The 17,222-nt window shown below is 46.5% G+C and carries 16 protein-coding genes; 9 read left to right on the top strand and 7 right to left on the bottom strand.

Translation table 11 applies throughout. The features are described 5' to 3' along the window. Window position 1: 1 nt before the first annotated feature. Together AC3RV5_RS19205 and AC3RV5_RS19200 are read right to left on the bottom strand one after the other, a co-directional pair. A complete protein-coding gene (locus tag AC3RV5_RS19205) occupies window positions 2-724 on the bottom strand; it encodes an alpha/beta hydrolase (protein ID WP_489729181.1) in 723 nt (240 codons plus the stop codon). Window positions 725-832: 108 nt separating this feature from the next. Then, window positions 833-1,303: a GyrI-like domain-containing protein gene (locus AC3RV5_RS19200; RefSeq protein ID WP_489729180.1), complete on the bottom strand. Its 471-nt coding sequence runs from the start codon at window positions 1,301-1,303 to the stop codon at window positions 833-835. Between the two features lie 648 nt (window positions 1,304-1,951). On the opposite strand from AC3RV5_RS19200, the gene AC3RV5_RS19195 reads away from it, so the two are divergent. The 6 genes from AC3RV5_RS19195 to AC3RV5_RS19170 all read left to right on the top strand — a co-directional run bounded on the left by AC3RV5_RS19195 (window position 1,952) and on the right by AC3RV5_RS19170 (window position 9,424). Then, the gene (locus tag AC3RV5_RS19195; protein WP_489729179.1) at window positions 1,952-2,458 is read left to right on the top strand and encodes a (2Fe-2S)-binding protein; all 507 of its coding nucleotides are present in this window, start codon (window positions 1,952-1,954) and stop codon (window positions 2,456-2,458) included. A 1-nt stretch (window position 2,459) separates the two neighbouring features. Further along, the gene (locus tag AC3RV5_RS19190) at window positions 2,460-4,748 is read left to right on the top strand and encodes a xanthine dehydrogenase family protein molybdopterin-binding subunit (RefSeq protein WP_489729178.1); all 2,289 of its coding nucleotides are present in this window, start codon (window positions 2,460-2,462) and stop codon (window positions 4,746-4,748) included. A gap of 253 nt (window positions 4,749-5,001) precedes the next feature. Beyond that, window positions 5,002-5,946: a response regulator gene (locus tag AC3RV5_RS19185; protein WP_489729177.1), complete on the top strand. Its 945-nt coding sequence runs from the start codon at window positions 5,002-5,004 to the stop codon at window positions 5,944-5,946. Window positions 5,947-6,207: 261 nt separating this feature from the next. After that, window positions 6,208-6,927 carry a glycosyltransferase family 2 protein gene (locus AC3RV5_RS19180; protein ID WP_489729176.1) on the top strand — a complete coding sequence of 240 codons (720 nt, stop codon included), beginning with the start codon at window positions 6,208-6,210 and terminating at the stop codon, window positions 6,925-6,927. Continuing rightward, window positions 6,927-7,649, top strand: coding sequence for a TVP38/TMEM64 family protein (locus AC3RV5_RS19175; protein ID WP_489729175.1), 723 nt, complete (start codon window positions 6,927-6,929; stop codon window positions 7,647-7,649). Before AC3RV5_RS19180 ends, AC3RV5_RS19175 begins: the two co-directional genes overlap by 1 nt. 14 nt (window positions 7,650-7,663) lie before the next feature. Continuing rightward, window positions 7,664-9,424 (top strand): ArnT family glycosyltransferase, encoded by a 1,761-nt coding sequence (locus AC3RV5_RS19170; RefSeq protein ID WP_489729174.1) that lies wholly within the window; start codon window positions 7,664-7,666, stop codon window positions 9,422-9,424. Here the strand turns inward: AC3RV5_RS19170 and AC3RV5_RS19165 are convergent. Beyond that, window positions 9,408-10,298: an AraC family transcriptional regulator gene (locus AC3RV5_RS19165; RefSeq protein WP_489729173.1), complete on the bottom strand. Its 891-nt coding sequence runs from the start codon at window positions 10,296-10,298 to the stop codon at window positions 9,408-9,410. The genes AC3RV5_RS19170 and AC3RV5_RS19165 overlap by 17 nt on opposite strands. A gap of 199 nt (window positions 10,299-10,497) precedes the next feature. Here AC3RV5_RS19165 and AC3RV5_RS19160 point away from each other — a divergent pair, with 199 nt between their 5' ends. Next, window positions 10,498-11,643, top strand: coding sequence for an iron-containing alcohol dehydrogenase (locus AC3RV5_RS19160; RefSeq protein ID WP_489729172.1), 1,146 nt, complete (start codon window positions 10,498-10,500; stop codon window positions 11,641-11,643). Window positions 11,644-12,043: 400 nt separating this feature from the next. Here the strand turns inward: AC3RV5_RS19160 and AC3RV5_RS19155 are convergent, their stop codons facing one another. Beyond that, entirely contained in the window at window positions 12,044-12,637 is a 594-nt protein-coding gene (locus tag AC3RV5_RS19155; RefSeq protein WP_489729171.1) for a TetR/AcrR family transcriptional regulator, read from the bottom strand. Between the two features lie 169 nt (window positions 12,638-12,806). Here AC3RV5_RS19155 and AC3RV5_RS19150 point away from each other — a divergent pair, with 169 nt between their 5' ends. Continuing rightward, window positions 12,807-13,349, top strand: coding sequence for a carboxymuconolactone decarboxylase family protein (locus tag AC3RV5_RS19150; RefSeq protein ID WP_489729170.1), 543 nt, complete (start codon window positions 12,807-12,809; stop codon window positions 13,347-13,349). Window positions 13,350-13,477: 128 nt separating this feature from the next. On the opposite strand, the gene AC3RV5_RS19145 is transcribed toward AC3RV5_RS19150, so the two are convergent. From AC3RV5_RS19145 to rimK, 3 genes are read right to left on the bottom strand one after another with little or no spacing between them, the layout of a single operon-like run. Next, a complete protein-coding gene (locus tag AC3RV5_RS19145; protein ID WP_489729169.1) occupies window positions 13,478-13,927 on the bottom strand; it encodes an ATP-dependent zinc protease family protein in 450 nt (149 codons plus the stop codon). 40 nt (window positions 13,928-13,967) lie between these two features. Beyond that, entirely contained in the window at window positions 13,968-14,996 is a 1,029-nt protein-coding gene (locus tag AC3RV5_RS19140) for a succinylglutamate desuccinylase/aspartoacylase family protein (RefSeq protein ID WP_489729168.1), read from the bottom strand. After that, window positions 14,997-15,902 (bottom strand): 30S ribosomal protein S6--L-glutamate ligase, encoded by a 906-nt coding sequence (rimK, locus tag AC3RV5_RS19135; RefSeq protein ID WP_489729167.1) that lies wholly within the window; start codon window positions 15,900-15,902, stop codon window positions 14,997-14,999. It abuts the gene before it with no gap. Window positions 15,903-16,215: 313 nt separating this feature from the next. Here rimK and AC3RV5_RS19130 point away from each other — a divergent pair, with 313 nt between their 5' ends. Then, window positions 16,216-17,208 (top strand): zinc transporter ZntB, encoded by a 993-nt coding sequence (locus tag AC3RV5_RS19130; RefSeq protein WP_489729166.1) that lies wholly within the window; start codon window positions 16,216-16,218, stop codon window positions 17,206-17,208. Window positions 17,209-17,222: the final 14 nt, after the last annotated feature.

The raw sequence follows: 17,222 nt of genomic DNA, 5'->3' as shown, positions 1-17,222 counted from the left end.
CCTATGGCCTTAGAAAATCGTGGACTAGCGGCATAAAGCCCGCTTGGAGATGAAGATTGTTGTGGTCTGCATCAGCATATATTTTAGTTGTCACCTTTGCTGGCTGATGGCTAGGCAGCGCTTGGTTAACAGCACCGATAAAGTTAAAGCTATGTTTATTAGGGATAATAGCGTCGTTTTTTGCAAGAATGACTAAAACAGGGGCGCTCATTTTAGACGCTCGACTCACACTATCGAATTTGTCTTTAAGCAACCACCCGGGAAAAAACGGATAGTGACTCTTCGCGACTTGCACAATGCTGTCATAGGGTGAAATCAATACCATACGTGACACGGCATATTCACTGGCAAGCGCTACTGCGACCCCCGTTCCCAGACTCCGCCCGACTAATGCCACAGTGTGGTGCCTGGCCGTGACATAAGCATATACGTCTCTGGCGGTTTGGTTGATGCTCGCTTCTGTTGGTGCGCCGCTGCTGCCACCATAGCCTGGATAATTAACATAATAAGCTGCATGTGCCCTAAAGGCTGCTTGCATCCGTAAAACGCTCTCATAAGCACTTTCCCCGTTGCCGCCAAAATAAATAACGGCTTGCGCAGATTGTGCATGGTCAACCAGAACCTTGATGTTCAGTCCGCCTGAGTTAAGATTAATCACTTGAAATTCAGTATATTCTGGTTTCGCGCTGGGGAAATAGAGCATTTGGCGTTGAAAAAAATACATAAATGCGCATAAAAGTACATATCCAGATACCAGGGAAAGGAAAAGTATTTTCATCGTTTAGTGTTCATCCCGCTGCGACCAAAGCCAAAGTGCACCCGTTAATTCAAACTACAAATCTAGGGTTCTGATTAATTGATAGCGTCGAGTCTGCAATTTGTCAGGTGGGGTTATGTGTGGATCATTTAAATACACCTCATACGCAATGCCCGCCGCCTCGTAGCCATTGTCTTTAATCCACTCAGTTAGCGCGCGATAGGAGGATTCCAACTCACTGTAGGGGCCAATATGCATACAATTGACGCACTTTCCCCCAGGGGTCTCGCTCGCTTTTATGTTGTTTCGCCCACTTAGGGGCGCCGCTAACGGCAGCCCAAATTCCACATCCAAATTCCGTCTATCCAGATTGTAAAATATTGCATAAGGGGCTCCTGCAGGTTTAACCTTACATTCTTGAAGATAATGGGTTATCTGCTCATATCCTTGGTTAAAAACCTCGGCTAATTTGTTTGCATGGGACCTGAGTCGAATAGACAATGCTGGCTGTGAAACAAGTATTGAAAATGCACATTTAATTGTCACGCAGAAACTCCCTCTTGGTGTGAATGCTTAATTCTCCCGCTAGCCCGTGGGTGATTAGCAGAGATCCGATCACATTGCACGAGATAGGCATAAGGCAGGGTATTATGCACAACTTAACTTTTTTTAACTTGATGGGGATCAAGTTTGCTTTATTGGTACAAATTGATCTGCCAACTGGATGGTGAATAATCGGTTAATCGAGCAGCTTACCTCTAACACTAAACTCATTCTATAAGCATTGTTTACTGACCATCGCCCGCAGATAAGTCGTGATATTTAGCCTACTGGTCTTGTATTTGTACCTTAGATTCAAGTTCAGCTTGGAACGTTAATAAGTGGGTAACCTGGTTGGCAATGTTAAAGTGCCAGTGTTTTGTGTAATGGCCCCATTTAATTACACTGTGATTAATACTATTGCATTGATCGATATATAACCGGTGGACGTATCTTATAATCTGTCAAAAATATCGTCTGACTCTGGCAGCTTAGTTCAAGCTCGGCAGGGGAATAGGCCAGTTAGTGTATATGTTTTTTTGAGAGCTCGTCCATAATTTGTTCAGTGCTCAAACCTGAATAACGTCATCGGTACCTGTGGCGTAGGTTTGCATTCAAGCAACTCATTTTTGTAGCAGCATACAGGTAGGTAACATGATTGAATTTACATTAAATGGTCAAAAAGTAAACTCGGATGCCGAGCAAGATACACCTTTGTTATGGGTTATTCGTGATGAGCTAGGGCTAAAAGGCACCAAGTTTGGTTGTGGTATCGCCATGTGCGGGGCATGCACAGTGCATTTTAATGGTTCGCCCGTGCGCTCGTGTTCGCTTCCCCTCAACGCCATTGCAGACGCAGATATTCGTACAATCGAAGGGTTAGAAGATCAGCATCCATTACAAAAAGCCTGGGTAGAACACCAAGTACCACAGTGCGGTTACTGCCAATCAGGGCAAATCATGCAAGCCGCCGGGTTATTAGCCACCAATGCCAACCCAAGTGAAGAGGAAATCGTAGCGTACATGAGCGGTAATCTGTGTCGCTGCATGACCTATGCACGGATTAAAGACGCTATCAAAGATGTAGCCGCGCAGTCGGACTCGGTGGTGCAGATTTATAATCCTAAGCCCGAAGCACAGCGTACCCAGGAGGTAAGTTAATATGACTCGTTTATGTAAAGACAATATCGAACATAGTCGTCGTAGCTTTCTGATTGGTTCAGTTGGCAGTGGTTTGTTGATGGCCTTTGCTCCAAGTATTAATGCCCTTGAAGTCGTTTCAGGCAGCGTATCAAAACAATTAACGGATAAGTTGTTCAGTCCTACCGTGTGGTTTGAAATTGATACCAAGGGGCAGATTTTAGTCAATGTCGCGCGAGCGGAAATGGGACAACACGTGGGCACAGCGATCGCACGTATTGTAGCCGACGAGTTAGGCGCCGATTGGCAGAATGTCGAAATTAAACATGTGGATACCGACCCCAAGTGGGGTTACATGGTTACCGGTGGCTCTTGGTCGGTATTTCAAACTTATGTGCCTATGTCTCAAGCCGGTGCCGCAGGGCGCACCGTACTGATTGAAGCCGGGGCTAAAATACTCGGGGTGAAACCACAAGATTGTAAAACAGAAAACAGTATGGTTGTGGCTGGCAGTCAATCCGTTAGTTTTGCTGATGTGGTGAAAAACGGTAATATTGTCCGGGTATTCAGCGCTGAAGAATTGGCTGAATTCAAACCTAAAAGCCCCGCTAGTCGTCAACTAATAGCGAAATCTAGTCAGGCACTGGATATACCCGCAAAAACCAATGGTAGTGCACAATACGGTATCGATGTCGAACTGGAAAACATGGTGTATGCCAGACCGATAGTGCCGCCCACACGTCACGGCAGCGTGGTGAAAAGCGTGGATGACAGTCGTGCCAAGAAAGTGAAAGGCTACCAAGGCTATCAAATACTCAAAGATCCCAGTGACACGGTACAAGGCTGGGTAACCGTCTTGGCCGACAGTTATTATGGTGCGGTAAAAGCGGGCAGCGTACTGCAAGTTGAATACGACCTGGGAGAAACCGCCAATGTTAGCGAGCAAGCTATTATCGCCGAAGGAGAATCCCTGGCTAAAGATAAAAACTCAGGCACTTTGGTCGTTGAAAAAGGCGATATAGCCAAAGCCGCTGAGACAGCAAAAACATCTTTGCAGTCCGTATACCGTACCTCTTCTGTATTGCACTTTACGATGGAGCCTGTCAATGCAGCTGTGGAGATAAAAGACGGTGTTTGTCACGTGCACTGTGGTAATCAATGGCAGTCATTATTTTTACCTGTTGTTGCCAAAGCTGTGGGCATGAGCGAAGACAAAGTCATTATTCATCAGTACTACTTAGGCGGTGGTTTTGGACGTCGTCTAGCAGGCGATTACATGGTACCGGCGGCGTTAACCGCCCAGGCTATCGGTAAGCCTGTAAAACTGGTATTTACCCGTGAAGATGACACGCGCTTTGATTGTGTGCGTTCTCCTTCTGTGCAGCAAATGAATGCCTATTGGGATGGTGAGGATAAGTTGCTTGGTATCGAACATGGTGCAGCCGCAGGCTGGCCGACGTTAGCCATGGCACCGGGCTTTATGCCAGAGGGCGTGGATAAAAAGGGCAAATATGATCCGTTTTCGATTTCGGGCGCAGACCATTGGTATACCTTAGAAAATCATCGGGTTCGGGCCATTAATAATCCATTGGCACAAAAAACCTTCGTACCTGGCTGGCTGAGAGCCGTGGGGCCGGGCTGGACCGGTTGGGCAGTAGAGTCTTTTATGGATGAAGTCGCTCACAAGCAAAATCTTGATCCCATTGATTTTCGATTGTCTTTACTCGATGCCAGTGGCAAAAATGCCGGGGAAGCGCCTGTTTCTGTTGGTGGAGCTAAGCGTTTAGCTAATGTCTTAACCGATATTCGTCAGCGAGTTAATTGGGGACAGACCTTGCCCAAAAATCAAGGTTTGGGCATCGCAATCTCCTCTGGGCAAGAGCGCGACATGCCGACCTGGGGCGCCTGCGTTGCCCATGTTGAAGTCGATCGTAAAACCGGTGCAGTCAAGGTTCATAAGTTAACTGGGATCCTAGACTGCGGAACAGTAGTACATCCAGACGGGGCGTTAGCGCAAACCCAAGGCTCTATGCTGTGGGGCTTGAGTTTAGCTTTGTTTGAGGGTACTGCCTTTGAAAAGGGTCAGGTGAAAGATACTAACCTCAATACTTATTCGCCTCTTCGAATGAACAACCTACCTGAGTTGGATATCAGTTTTGTGCAAAACACGGAATTTCCTACCGGGTTAGGCGAACCTGGATTGATAGCGGTAGCGCCAGCGATTGCTAATGCAATTTTTAACGCAGTGGGTGCGCGTGTCAGGGACTTACCTATTCGCCCTGAAGCGGTGTTGGCGGCAATAAAGAGTTAGTTGGCCTGGCCATTAAGGCTTAAGCAGCAGGCGGTTGGTTAGCCGCGTGTTTCACCCAAAAACCGAGCATTGTTCGGTTTTTTTATGAGTACTTTGCTGGTGCTTCCACAGGACTGCGCGTAGTGGTTAAACTCAAGGACCGAAATTCCGGAATTAAGTCGCCCATAATTTAGCGAGTTGCAATCTAACAATGTTGCAATGTCTGGCCAGCTTTAGTAATTTGCTGCACAAACAAAAAGAAAAAAGGTCAATCATGTCAGTCGAAACCATCTACAAAGTCGTCTTATACCCCTTTATCAACGAATCGATCGCCAGCCTTAAGGCTATGACTAATTTAACCGGCACCGCCGGTGAGCCTTTTATGGACAAGGTCGAAGACTTTCGTTTCAAAGGTTATGCGGTGTGTTCTGACGTGACCGGCAACCTCGACGGGGTGATCATGATGCATCACTATCCTGAAACAGCCATCGCCATAGGTAACTCCGTTTGCCAAAGCATGTTTGATGAGAAGTACGAATACACGGAAATTAACGAAGAGCTCAGCAATGCCCTAGCAGAATGGGGTAACACTATAGTGGGTCGTTCCACTGATTTACACAGCCGCTATAGTTTAGAGTATGGCTTTTCCAGCCCCTATTTTGTTAACGATATGGCTGACATGGATAAGTATCTATCTGGTGTTAAAGAAATTGTTACCGTGCCTATTACCATTGAAGGGGTCGGGCGTTATTATTTTAACTTGCTAGTGCGAGATGTCGATTATCAAGTGGGCGGTATCAAACGCGAAGAAAGTGAAGGTATTGAGAACATTCATACCAAGCCGCTGCCTCTGGATGCCAAAGTATTAGTGGTGGATGACAGCGCCATGATCCGTAAAGCGTTGACACGTTTTTTACATAACCTTGGATACAGCAACGTGCTGGAAGCCGATGATGGTCGTGCTGCCGTTGATATAGTAAAATCTGACTGCCCAGACTTTATGTTTATGGATGTGGTGATGGAAGACATGAACGGTGATCAAGCTTTAGCTGAAATCCGTAAAATCGGCTCAGCTATACCGGTAGTGATGTTATCTTCGGTCACAGATCAGCAACTGGTGAAAAAATGCCAGCAGCTGGGCATATCGGGTTTTATTTTTAAACCTATTCATGCCAACACTGGTGCAGAAATCATTTACCAGTATCTTAAAATAGCGTAATCAAAGCCCAGTAAACAGTATGCACAAGACGTGTATGCTGTTTACTGGGCTGAAAATGGGTCTTTCTGGAAAGCCACTTAATTTAATAAACCCTTAAGGTTTTAACGTTATACTTTTATACTATTTGGTCGTTGACCAGTTCAGGCTAGACCTGACAGGCTCCGCCTGGTCGGGTCCAGAGAATCTGTGTTGGTGGATCTTATTGTTAATAACAATTATCCACCTTTCGAACAGTATTGAGTTTTATTACGCGTGGTAAAAATGGAACTATCGATAGTTATTCCTGCTAAAAATGAAGCGGAAAATGTACGACCGCTAATTATTGAAATTATTGCCGCACTTGAGGGGGTGGCTGAATTCGAAATCGTTTACGTAGACGATGGCAGTACGGACGAGACCTACGCTGAGCTAGTGAGCATGGTTGACCCCAGTCACCGCTGTGTTCGCCCCATCAGACACAAGTATTCCGTTGGTCAAAGTACGGCTATCCTGACGGGCGTTAAGGCAGCAAAAGGACAACTCATCGTTACCATGGATGCAGACGGGCAAAATGATCCAGCTGATATCCCTAATTTGCTCATACAGGCCCGGCTCTTTCCCAATGGCGTAGATTTTTGTATCGCTGGCTTTCGCAAAAGCAGAAAAGATACAAGTTGGAAACGCTTCCAATCTAGAGTTGCCAATAACATTCGTCGTAAAATTCTCAATGATGGCACTCCGGATACGGGCTGCGGCCTGAAAATTGTGCCTAAAAATACTTTTCTAAAATTACCTTATTTTGATCATATGCATCGTTTTATACCGGCACTAATACAGCGTATTAACGCTAAAGTGGTAGTGGTTGAAGTTAATCACAGGGATCGTCAAGCAGGGGTGTCTAAATACAATATGTTGGGTCGACTGGGTGTGGGCATAGTCGACATGTTTGGTGTGATGTGGTTACAACGCAGAGTGAAAGTGCCGGAATTAATGGACGAATAATGACCACCCATTTATTGTCATTCATTCATTCTTCTTTCTTTAAAAAAGGCCTGGTATTTTTGCTGGTGTCGGCTTTTTTCGGTTGGCTCTTTAGCTCACAGGCTATGTTTGATGGTCTTAATCAACAATGGATAGATTTACATATTCGTAATAACGGTGCCAGCGGGGTGTTGTATTTTGTGCTGATTTGTATGACTGCAACAGCCATAGGCTGCCCCAGACAGCTGGTGGCCTTCCTTGGCGGCTATGCATTTGGTTTTATTAATGGGGCATTGCTCTCCACCGTAGGGACGGCCCTGGGTTGTATGCTGAGCTTCTTTTTTTCTCGCCTTGCCATTCGCCCTTTTATAGATAGACGTTATTCCCATCGCATCGTTAAGGTCAATCGTTTCTTAACTGAGCAACCTGTAATCAAAACCATAGTCATCAGGTTATTGCCGGTGGGTAATAATCTGGTGACCAATTTGGTGGCCGGTGTCACTAAGGTCAAAGCCCGTTATTTTATGTTGGGCTCACTGGTCGGTTATCTGCCCCAGATGGTTATTTTTGCCTTGATGGGCAAAGGGGTAGTGGTATTGTCTGTATGGAAAATAGTGCTCAGTGTATTGTTATTTTGTATTTCCAGCGCACTGAGTTTACGTTTATACAAGCAGTATAAAGCTGCGCAAACCTTAACAGATGAGCCGAATAACAACTTGGCCTCAGACTCCGTTCAACCTTAAGGTTTCACACCAACATGACCTATAACCCGGCTGCGCCTGGCGCAAACCTGTTCAGTAAAAGCCACTTTATAAACGGCGAGCGCCATATCTTTAACGTATTTTGGTTATTGCTGATCTCCTGTTCACTTATTTTACTGGGTTTGGGATTGCGCGATCCCTGGCCAGCGGATGAACCCAGATTTGCCTTGATTGCCAAACAGATGGTGGAATCAGGCCAATGGTTTTTCCCTATGCGCGGCGGCGAATTATATCCGGATAAACCGCCGATTTTTATGTGGTCTATTGCGTTATTTTACTGGTTAACGGGCTCCCTTAACATTGCCTTTTTATTACCCTCAGGACTATGCGGGGTTGTCACCGTCATGCTGGTTTATGATCTGGGACGGCGTTTATGGTCAAATCAGGTGGGTTGGTATGCGGCTTTGCTGTTGCTGGTGTCTTTGCAATTTATGTTACAGGCCAAAACAGCGCAAATTGATGCCATGGTATGTTGTTGGATCACCCTAGGCTGTTATGGTTTGTTGCGCTTCTTATTACTCGGTGGGGGTTGGCGCTGGTACTTTTTTGCCTGGTTTTTTATGGGCATAGGGGTGATCACCAAGGGGGTCGGTTTTCTGCCTTTGTTGATGTTATTACCTTATGCCATTGTCAGAATCGCCAACCTGGCAGATAGTCATAGTACCGAATTGGAAAAACCTCGCAGTTGGTACTGGAGTTTAGGCCCGGTGGTAATGTTGGGGGCCATCAGTTTATGGTTTTTGCCTATGTTGTACCTGGTTGACCTTTACCAGCAACCGTTATTTACCCTTTATCGTGACAATATTTTATTTAGACAAACCGTCACCCGTTATGCTGACTCATGGCACCATGTGAAACCCATGTGGTATTACGTCACAGCGGTGATCCCGGTTTTTTGGTTACCCATCAGTTTAATGCTGCCCTGGTTGGTGAAACATTGGTCGCTGGCGGTGCGCCAGGCTGACAGGCGGATCATCTTGCCTCTGGGCTGGATACTATTGGTGTTGCTCTTTTTTAGTTTGAGCCCGGGGAAACGCGGGGTATACATTTTGCCCGCGTTACCCATGCTGGCGTTGGTCAGTGCGCCTTATTTAACACTGGTTCTGCGCAGTAAATGGTTTAATCGGCTGCTTATTGCTTTAGTACTGATAATATCAGGTGCTTTGCTGTTGTTTGGTATTGCGGGTCAGCTGGATATGGCTTTTGCCAGCAAACTCAGTACCCGATATGAACTGGAACCCTGGAATTTCATGTTGGCACTAGGAGCCTCAGGCATCCTTATTTGCCTGCTTACATTTAGATCCAAGCAGTTTTTGAGCTGGTTATGTTTTATACCTGTCTTGTGGATTTTTTACAGTACTTGGGGTTATACCTTATTAAATAAGGTCAAAACACCTAAAAATGTATTTGCCAATATGGCGCAGGTCGTACCTGATAACGCTGAGTTGGCCTTGGTTAATTTCTCCGAGCAATTTATCTTATTCTCGCCCTATACCACCACTCATTTTGGCTACCATACACCTAACGAGCAGCAAATTAGCGCGGCCTGGCGTTGGCAGCAAACTACGGATAATGGCGTTATTTTGATTGATGGGGAAACCCAAACCGATTGTTTTGATATGCAAATGGGCATTCCCGTAGGCCTGGCACATCGTGTCAATTGGGTAATACTGACAAACGCTAGTAGGGCCGGGAGTTGTGCACCGCCAAATAGCAAAGTCCGTGAGTATCAATTTAAACCTAGAGTAGAGCAGTGACTTCGCTAGGGGATTGTTTGAAGTGGCGTTTAAATTCACGACTAAATTGTGAAGCGCTGGTGTAACCTACCAAATGCGCGGCTTCGTTTGCCCTGCTGCCCCGGGCGATGATCAATTCTTTGGCCTTGTTTAGACGCACTTTTTTCAGGTATTGCAGGGGGGATTCATAGGTCACCTGGCGAAAAGCACGGTGAAACGACGAGACACTCATATTGACGTCCTCTGCCAGCTTCTCCACGGTTATGGGATTAGCGTAATCTGCATGTAAGGTCGTCAGTGCCTGGGCGATCCGGGCGTAATGACCATCGTGTTGCGCCAAACCCAATAAGGTCAAACCTTGGGGGCCGCGTAATACCCGGTACAGGATCTCTTTGATGATATCCGGGCCTAAAATAGCGGCCTCCTGGGGATCGTTCAATACCTCAAGTAGACGTAAACTGGCCTGCTCCAGACCAGGATCCATTTTTGCCAGTTTTAAACCGCAGTGTTGCGCGCATTTATGGGCAGGATCACACAGATTCTGCTCGCGCATTTGATTGACCAGTTGATGCAGCAAGGGCTTGGGGACATCTATGGATAAACCTAAAATCGGTAGGCCATCGTCGGCAAACGCTTCACACTCCAGCGGCATAGGCACACCTACTACTAAATAATCACCGGCACCATATTCAATATGATGCTCGGCAAAATGGATCACCTTGCGGCCCTGTCCGACGATAATAATGCCTGATTGATAGATAAAAGGTTGTCTGCTACTACTTTTGCTGGCACGAAAGAAGCTTGCCCCAGGCAGGTGTGTGGGGCTATTACCCTGGAGATCGCACAGATTATTTTTTTCGGCGAAAGTACTCATCGCCTGGGCTATCGGGTTCATGGGGAATTTCCTAAGGGTATGTCGAATATAGCCTAAAATACTTCAATTGACAGGTATAGGCAAGGTATTGGGCGTTATTGCCCTGTTAATCTGTGCAGTTGAATACTAACATGCATGACATGAAATTAGCTTGGAATGTTCGGATACGTTCATACAGCATATTCTCGCTACCAATTTTACCTAATAAAAGGCAGATAAAATGAAATTTAGTTATGTAAATCCCACACTGATCCAATTTGGACAACAACAGATAGCAGCACTGAGCACCCTTATTCCTAAAACGCAAAAAGTGTTAGTAGTTTATGGTGGCGGTTCCATTAAAAAGAATGGGGTATATGATCAAGTATGCGAGGCCCTCAGTGGTCATGATTGGCTGGAATTTGCTGGGGTGGGTGCCAACCCGACTATTGAAGTCTTAGACAAAGCCGTGGCCATAGTCAAAGATCAGGGTGTTGATTTTATCCTTGGTGTGGGTGGTGGCTCGGTTATCGATGGAGTGAAGTACATTGCAGCAGCAGCCAAATATGCCGGTGCAGGCTGGGATATTTTACAAGGTAAACACAAAGTCACCCAAGCTATACCCTTAGGCGCGGTGTTAACGTTGCCCGCCACGGGCTCAGAATCCAATTCAGCCTCGGTGGTCAGCAAAGCCGCTACTCAAGAGAAACTGGCCTTTATGGCCCCGGCAGTGCAGCCTAAGTTTGCCGTGATGGATCCAGATGTGATGAAAACCCTGCCGCCACGCCAGTTAGTCAACGGCATAGTCGATGCTTGGGTGCATACCTGTGAGCAGTACTTGACCTTTCCTGTAGATGCCATGGTGCAAGACGGCTACGCTGAAGCCCTGTTAAAAAACTTGCGGGTGCTGGCCGCTAATTTTGACAAACAGGATGACAACTGGCGAGCAAATTTGATGTGGACTGCCAATCAAGCCCTTAACGGCCTCATTGGCTCAGGTGTGGCTCAAGACTGGGCAACCCATATGTTTGGTCATGAACTCACCGCGCTTTATGGTGTTGACCATGCCCGCTCGCTGGCCATAATTCAGCCCTCACTGCTGCGTAATCAATTGGCCACCAAACGCGCCAAACTAGAACAAATGGGGCGCAATGTGTTTGCTCTTGAAGCTGGGGATGATTTAGCGCTGCGTACTATAGACGCTATCGAAGAGTTCTATCATAGCCTGGATGTTGCCACCCAGTTAACCGAGCACGGCGGCAATAAGGCGACCGCAGTTGAAGCTGTGTTAAATCAGCTTAAGAGCCATGGTATGTCAGCTATAGGTGAGCATGGTGCAATAACACCCAAACAGAGCCGTGAAATATTAGAGCAAGCGATTGCCTGAGAGCTCAACTCGCTAAATAATCTTCGCCGCCTCCTATCAGGGGGCGGCCAGGATTAATGCTAAGCCGCCAAAAAAACGCAATAAACTGTGTTTGGGCGGCTTTTTTATGCAACTAATTTACACCAAGGCTGCACGCTGATGGTGTTCGCAATATGATCCTGTGGCTGCAAGCGAAAAACATAACCATCTTGTGTCACGGCTAAAATCTGCCATGTAGCATGTTTTATATTCTATAAGAGAACGGCGCTAGGAGTGTTAGGCAATAGTTTATGGCATCTAGCAGGTTTTCAGGAAGTTAACGGTGTGAAAATCAAGATAAAAGAATATTTCGGGACGTTAGATTTATGCCTGCGCGATGGAATGTTGTCAGGCAAACAATGCCTTAAATTATGGGGTAGGGCTAATGAATAGACTCAGCCATTTGCGAAAATATAGAGTCCAACTGCTGCTCGATTGTTACTCTATCCCCCGTGGCTTTTAAATAAGAGCGCCAACCTATGATATTAACTTGTAGGGTTTTTGCTGCAGCGTTTACGTCTAATTGAGGTGGCAAAGTATTTTGCGCTTTCGCTTGAGTAAGTATTTGCGCGAACATAGTTTCGACACCGGCCAGGAGTGAACGAGCCAAGCTTAAAATTTCAACATGGCTCTCATCAAGCTCAGACAAGGTCTTTACCAACATACACATTTCGCTTGGTCTGCTTTGATTGGGGCTTAGCACTAAATCGTGTATTTGCGTCTTAAAGGCTTTAAGTACATCAGCTTGGCCAAATACGTGAGTACGCACTTTATCCCCGAGCGCTTGGGCGTAGTGGTTCAGCACTGTGATAAATAGATCTGATTTACTGCCAAACGCAGCGTAAATACTACCGGGGCGCATATCTATCGCATTTTGCAATTCCCGCGTTGACGTGGCTAAGTAACCCTTCGCCCAGAACAAATTTGTAGCGTTCTCGAGTACTTCTTGCCTGTCGAATTTAGATATATTTGCCATTTAGCGTCTCAGTGTTGGAATGATCAATTCTAATTCAGTCGGGCCAGACACACAATCTATCCCGGTTATATGTTAAGCCTATAAGCTATTTTGAACAATCGTTCAAGTTGGTTTATAGTAGCCGTTATTGAACAGTTGTTCAAAAATAGAAACCAACCAGGAGATGAATATGTCAAAATTTACCATACACGATCAAACATCCGCGCCGCAAAACAGCAAGCCTTTACTGGAAGATTCAGTCAAGGCATTTGGCAGCATCCCCAATCTGCATGGCGTGATGGCAGAGGCTCCCACAGCGCTGAAATCTTACCAGGTACTGCACGAACAATTTTTAAGTACTTCTTTTTCAGCTGACGAAAAAACCGTCATTTGGCAGAGCATCAATGTTGAACATAATTGCCATTACTGTGTGCCCGCCCATAGCGCAATCGCTAAATCCATGAAAGTAGCCGATAGCCTCAATGAAGCCTTGCGCAATGGCGATCCTTTGCCGACCCAAAAATTGCAAATTCTCAAAGATACCACCCTGGAAATAGTCAGAAATAGAGGGGTGGTGGAAGATAATGTATTAGAAGCGTTTTACGCTCAGGGTTATGGTCAACAGCAATTGTTGGAAATTATTGTCGGCGTGGCACAAAAAGTGATGAGTAATTATATCAACCACTTTGCCGACACACCAGTGGACGATGCCTTTAAAAGCTTCGTAAAATAAACGCTAGTAACCTAAAGGTTTGTATTCAGGTTTAAATAGCCTGGCTGCATTAAACCCTTACTCTGAGGTCCGCACAAATTAATGTTGGGGCATCAGAGTAAGCCTTTATAGGCGCAGTGGATTTGGGCTTAATTTACCGAACATGCGCTCAACACGTATTCCAGTTCAGGATCGACCAAAAATTTCCCCGCCATGGCTTCACGGCCTAATAACATTAAATAGGTCATTTCTGAGCGATCGGTTAACGTTAGCTGGATAGACCAGGCTAATTCAGCCATGCATATTTGGGTTTTGATGGTGTAGCGTTTTTCCAGGGTAGCAGTGGAGCTTTTCACTCTTTTGATCACCTCAACCTTGGCGTCCCGGCGTACGATCTGGGCAACGTTGTGCATATCAGGATGAATATCAAAACTCACCCATAATTCGCCACCTCGCTGATATTCTTCTATGTTGTCCACATGCAGTGACGAGGTGGTGGCCCCGGTATCTACTCGAACATTCAGTGACTGAATAGTGAGCTCGGGTAAATCACACAATTCCAGTGTGCCTACTATGGGTTTGTTTTGGTATTTATGCATCGTTAGGTCTCTTCAAAAACGTTTGATGGCGTCAAAAAGTTTAAGTCTCGTCAAACACAGGTGGCGGTGTATCTAAGTTATCGAGCAGCAATTCAACGTGTTCAGCCACCGAATCCGGGGCATGAAAATAAGCTATGTGATACATGGCTTCACCCACTTGTGCCAAAGGAATATTTTGCTTGCCTATTACCACGCCTTCCGCCGGACTATTCACTATAGCTAGTTCAACCCCATAAGGGTCTGAAATTTTGGCTAATGGCGCACCAAGGGCTACGTGATCCCCCAACTGGGCAATATGATTAACAAAACCACTTTCATTGGCGCGTACCCAGCCGCTCTGGCGGGCGACAAACTGTTCGATGGAATGGCCTTTGCTACGTCTGGCTTTAAGCATGCCAATTTCGCGCATCACGTTGGTGATACCTCTTACCCCAACCCGAATGGAAAATTCGTCATATCTTAGAGCCTGACCTGCTTCGTAAAGCAATACATTCACTCCCAGATCGGCAGCAGCCTGGCGCAGAGAACCATCTCGAATATCGCTGTTGAGCAATACGGGTAAGCCAAAAGCCTTGGCCATGCTCATGGTTTTTTCGTTACTCAGGTCGGCGCGGATCTGCGGTAAATTACTACGGTGGATAGCGCCGGTATGCAAATCGATGCCCACATCACATTTACTGACAATTTCTTGTAAAAACAAGTTGGCCACTATACCGGCCAATGAGCCTTTTTTGCCCCCGGGGAAACTACGATTGAGATCTCGGCGATCCGGCATATAACGGCTTTGGTTTAATACCCCGTAAACGTTGACCATAGGTACGGCTATCAATGTGCCACGTATGCTGGCAAGTGACTTAGATTTTAATAACCGGCTGATTATCTCTATGCCGTTAAGCTCATCACCATGAATAGCAGCGCTGACAAACATGATTGGCCCATCTCGTTTACCGCGATGCACGTGCACAGGTATGGACAAGTTTGTGCTGGTATAAAGCGGTGGCATTTCCAATTTTATTTGTTTAGTTTCGCCGGGTTTAATTTCAACCCCGCCTATCGTTAAGTTTGCCATTTAGCCTTTACCACGTGTTTTGGTGTTATTCGGTTTAGCATTTTTTACAATAAATTCAATGATCATGCTAGCAACATCTTTGCCGGTGGCGGTTTCAATGCCTTCAAGTCCTGGAGACGAATTGACTTCCATCACCACTGGCCCGTGATTAGAACGCAGAATGTCCACACCACACATATTCAGCCCCATGGTTTTGGCTGCTGTGATGGCCGTTTTACGTTCAGCTGGCGACAAACGCACTAGACTGGCGGTGCCCCCCCTATGCAAGTTAGAGCGAAACTCTCCTGGCGCACCCTGACGTTTCATTGCGGCTACTACTTTGTCGCCTACCACCAGGCAGCGAATGTCTGCACCTCCGGCTTCTTTAATATATTCCTGTACTAAAATGTTGGCGTTGAGACCCATAAAAGCCTCGATAATCGATTCTGCAGCTTTTTGGGTTTCCGCCAGTACTACTCCTATGCCCTGGGTGCCTTCCAGTAATTTGATCACGACCGGCGCACCGCCGACGTTTTTAATTAAATCGTCGATGCGATCCGGTTGTCGGGCAAAACCGGTACGGGGCATGCCCACTCCCTTGCGCGACAACAGTTGCAAAGAACGTAATTTGTCACGGGAGCGGCTGATGGCGACCGATTCGTTAATACTAAAAGTGCCCATCATTTCAAACTGACGCACCACTGAAGTGCCATAAAAGGTAACCGAGGCCCCGATGCGTGGGATAACCGCGTCGTAAAACGGTAATGCTTCACCTTTGAAACGCACAGCAGGGCGGTTACTGGTTACATCCATATAACAATGCAGGGTGTCTATGACGTCTACTTGATGGCCAAGAGCTTCACCGGCCTCTTGCAAACGTCGGGTGGAATAAAGTTTTTTATTTCGGGATAAAATAGCAATTTTCATGTGGTTCTCAAAAGCGGGTAGCTAAAAATCAATAAATTTGAAAGTCAATCTGCTTGGCCGGGTTGTGAACTTCACTGGCCTGATATTATCACGATGGCCTGGAGTCGAGCTTGGATGAAGAATAGCCAATGTTACAACTAGCAAAACTTGGGCTGCAGTTTACACCTATTTTTTACCTTAATGCGCTATATATACCCAAGTGACCTCAAAATGCAGAGATCGTCTGGGTATACAGATGAAAAACAATATTAAAAGCCGTGTGAGTGACTTATATTCGGCGTCGATAACTTCCGTCTAATGCAAGGTTTAACTTATGACAAAGATTTGTGAACCGCTTAGGGTTCAATCCAGCAGTGTGCTGTGGGCATACCATATAGATGCGGCAGGGCAGGCCGGTAAGATTACCTTGGATGGTGTGTCCCAGGCGCAACAACAAGCGGGGTTTACCTGGGTGCACTTACAATGTGATGCCTTAGATGCCCGCCAAGCTATGTCTACTCTGAATTTGGCCAGTACAGTTGTCGAATCCCTTGAGGCACTGGACACTCGGCCTAAAACCTTGCAAATTGACAATGGCTTGTTGATTTACTTGCGGGGTATAAACAAGAATCCCGATGCCGATCCAGAAGATATGGTGTCTTTGCGTATTTGGTTCACTGAACATGGGATAGTCTCGGCCAGGCGGCGGGGGCGCAACTTGCTGTCTGTGCAAGATGTTCGTGACCAGCTGGATCAGGGGATGTCGGTCGCAAGCCCTGGAGCCTTGGTACTGGAGCTGATCAAACAGGTCGTAGTACGCATAGGGGAAATGGTCGATATTGTGGATGAAGAGCTGGTGGGCTTTGAAACCGCCGATGTGATCACCACCCGTGCGCGGCAGCGCTTGGTTGTGGTGCGTCGTCAAGCGGCCGCCATCAGGCGTTACCTGGCGCCCCAGCGAGATGCTTTGGATACCCTATACCGTGCCAATACGTTGTTGACCAGTGAACAGGCCTTTGCCCTGCGCGAACAGACAGACCGCATGACCCGTTATGTAGAAGATCTGGATTTAGCCCGGGAGCGAGCGCTGGTGCTACAAGATGAACTGCGTAACCGGATTGCTGAGAAACAGGGAATGGTGTTGTATGTCTTGTCGCTGGTGACGGCTATTTTTTTACCTTTGTCATTTTTAACCGGCATTTTTGGTATGAATGTAGGGGGCTTGCCCGGAGTAGACAACCCCCAGGCTTTTAATCTGCTGGCTATAGGCATGCTACTCTTGGCTGCGGTTATGGGGGCCACGATGATTTGGAAAAAATGGTTTTGAGCATTTTGTGCCCT

The sequence above is a fragment of the Paraglaciecola sp. IT1134 genome, assembly GCF_058068185.1.
The sequence above is the reverse complement of the archived record's forward strand: the minus strand, read 5'-3'. Positions and strand labels throughout refer to the sequence as shown.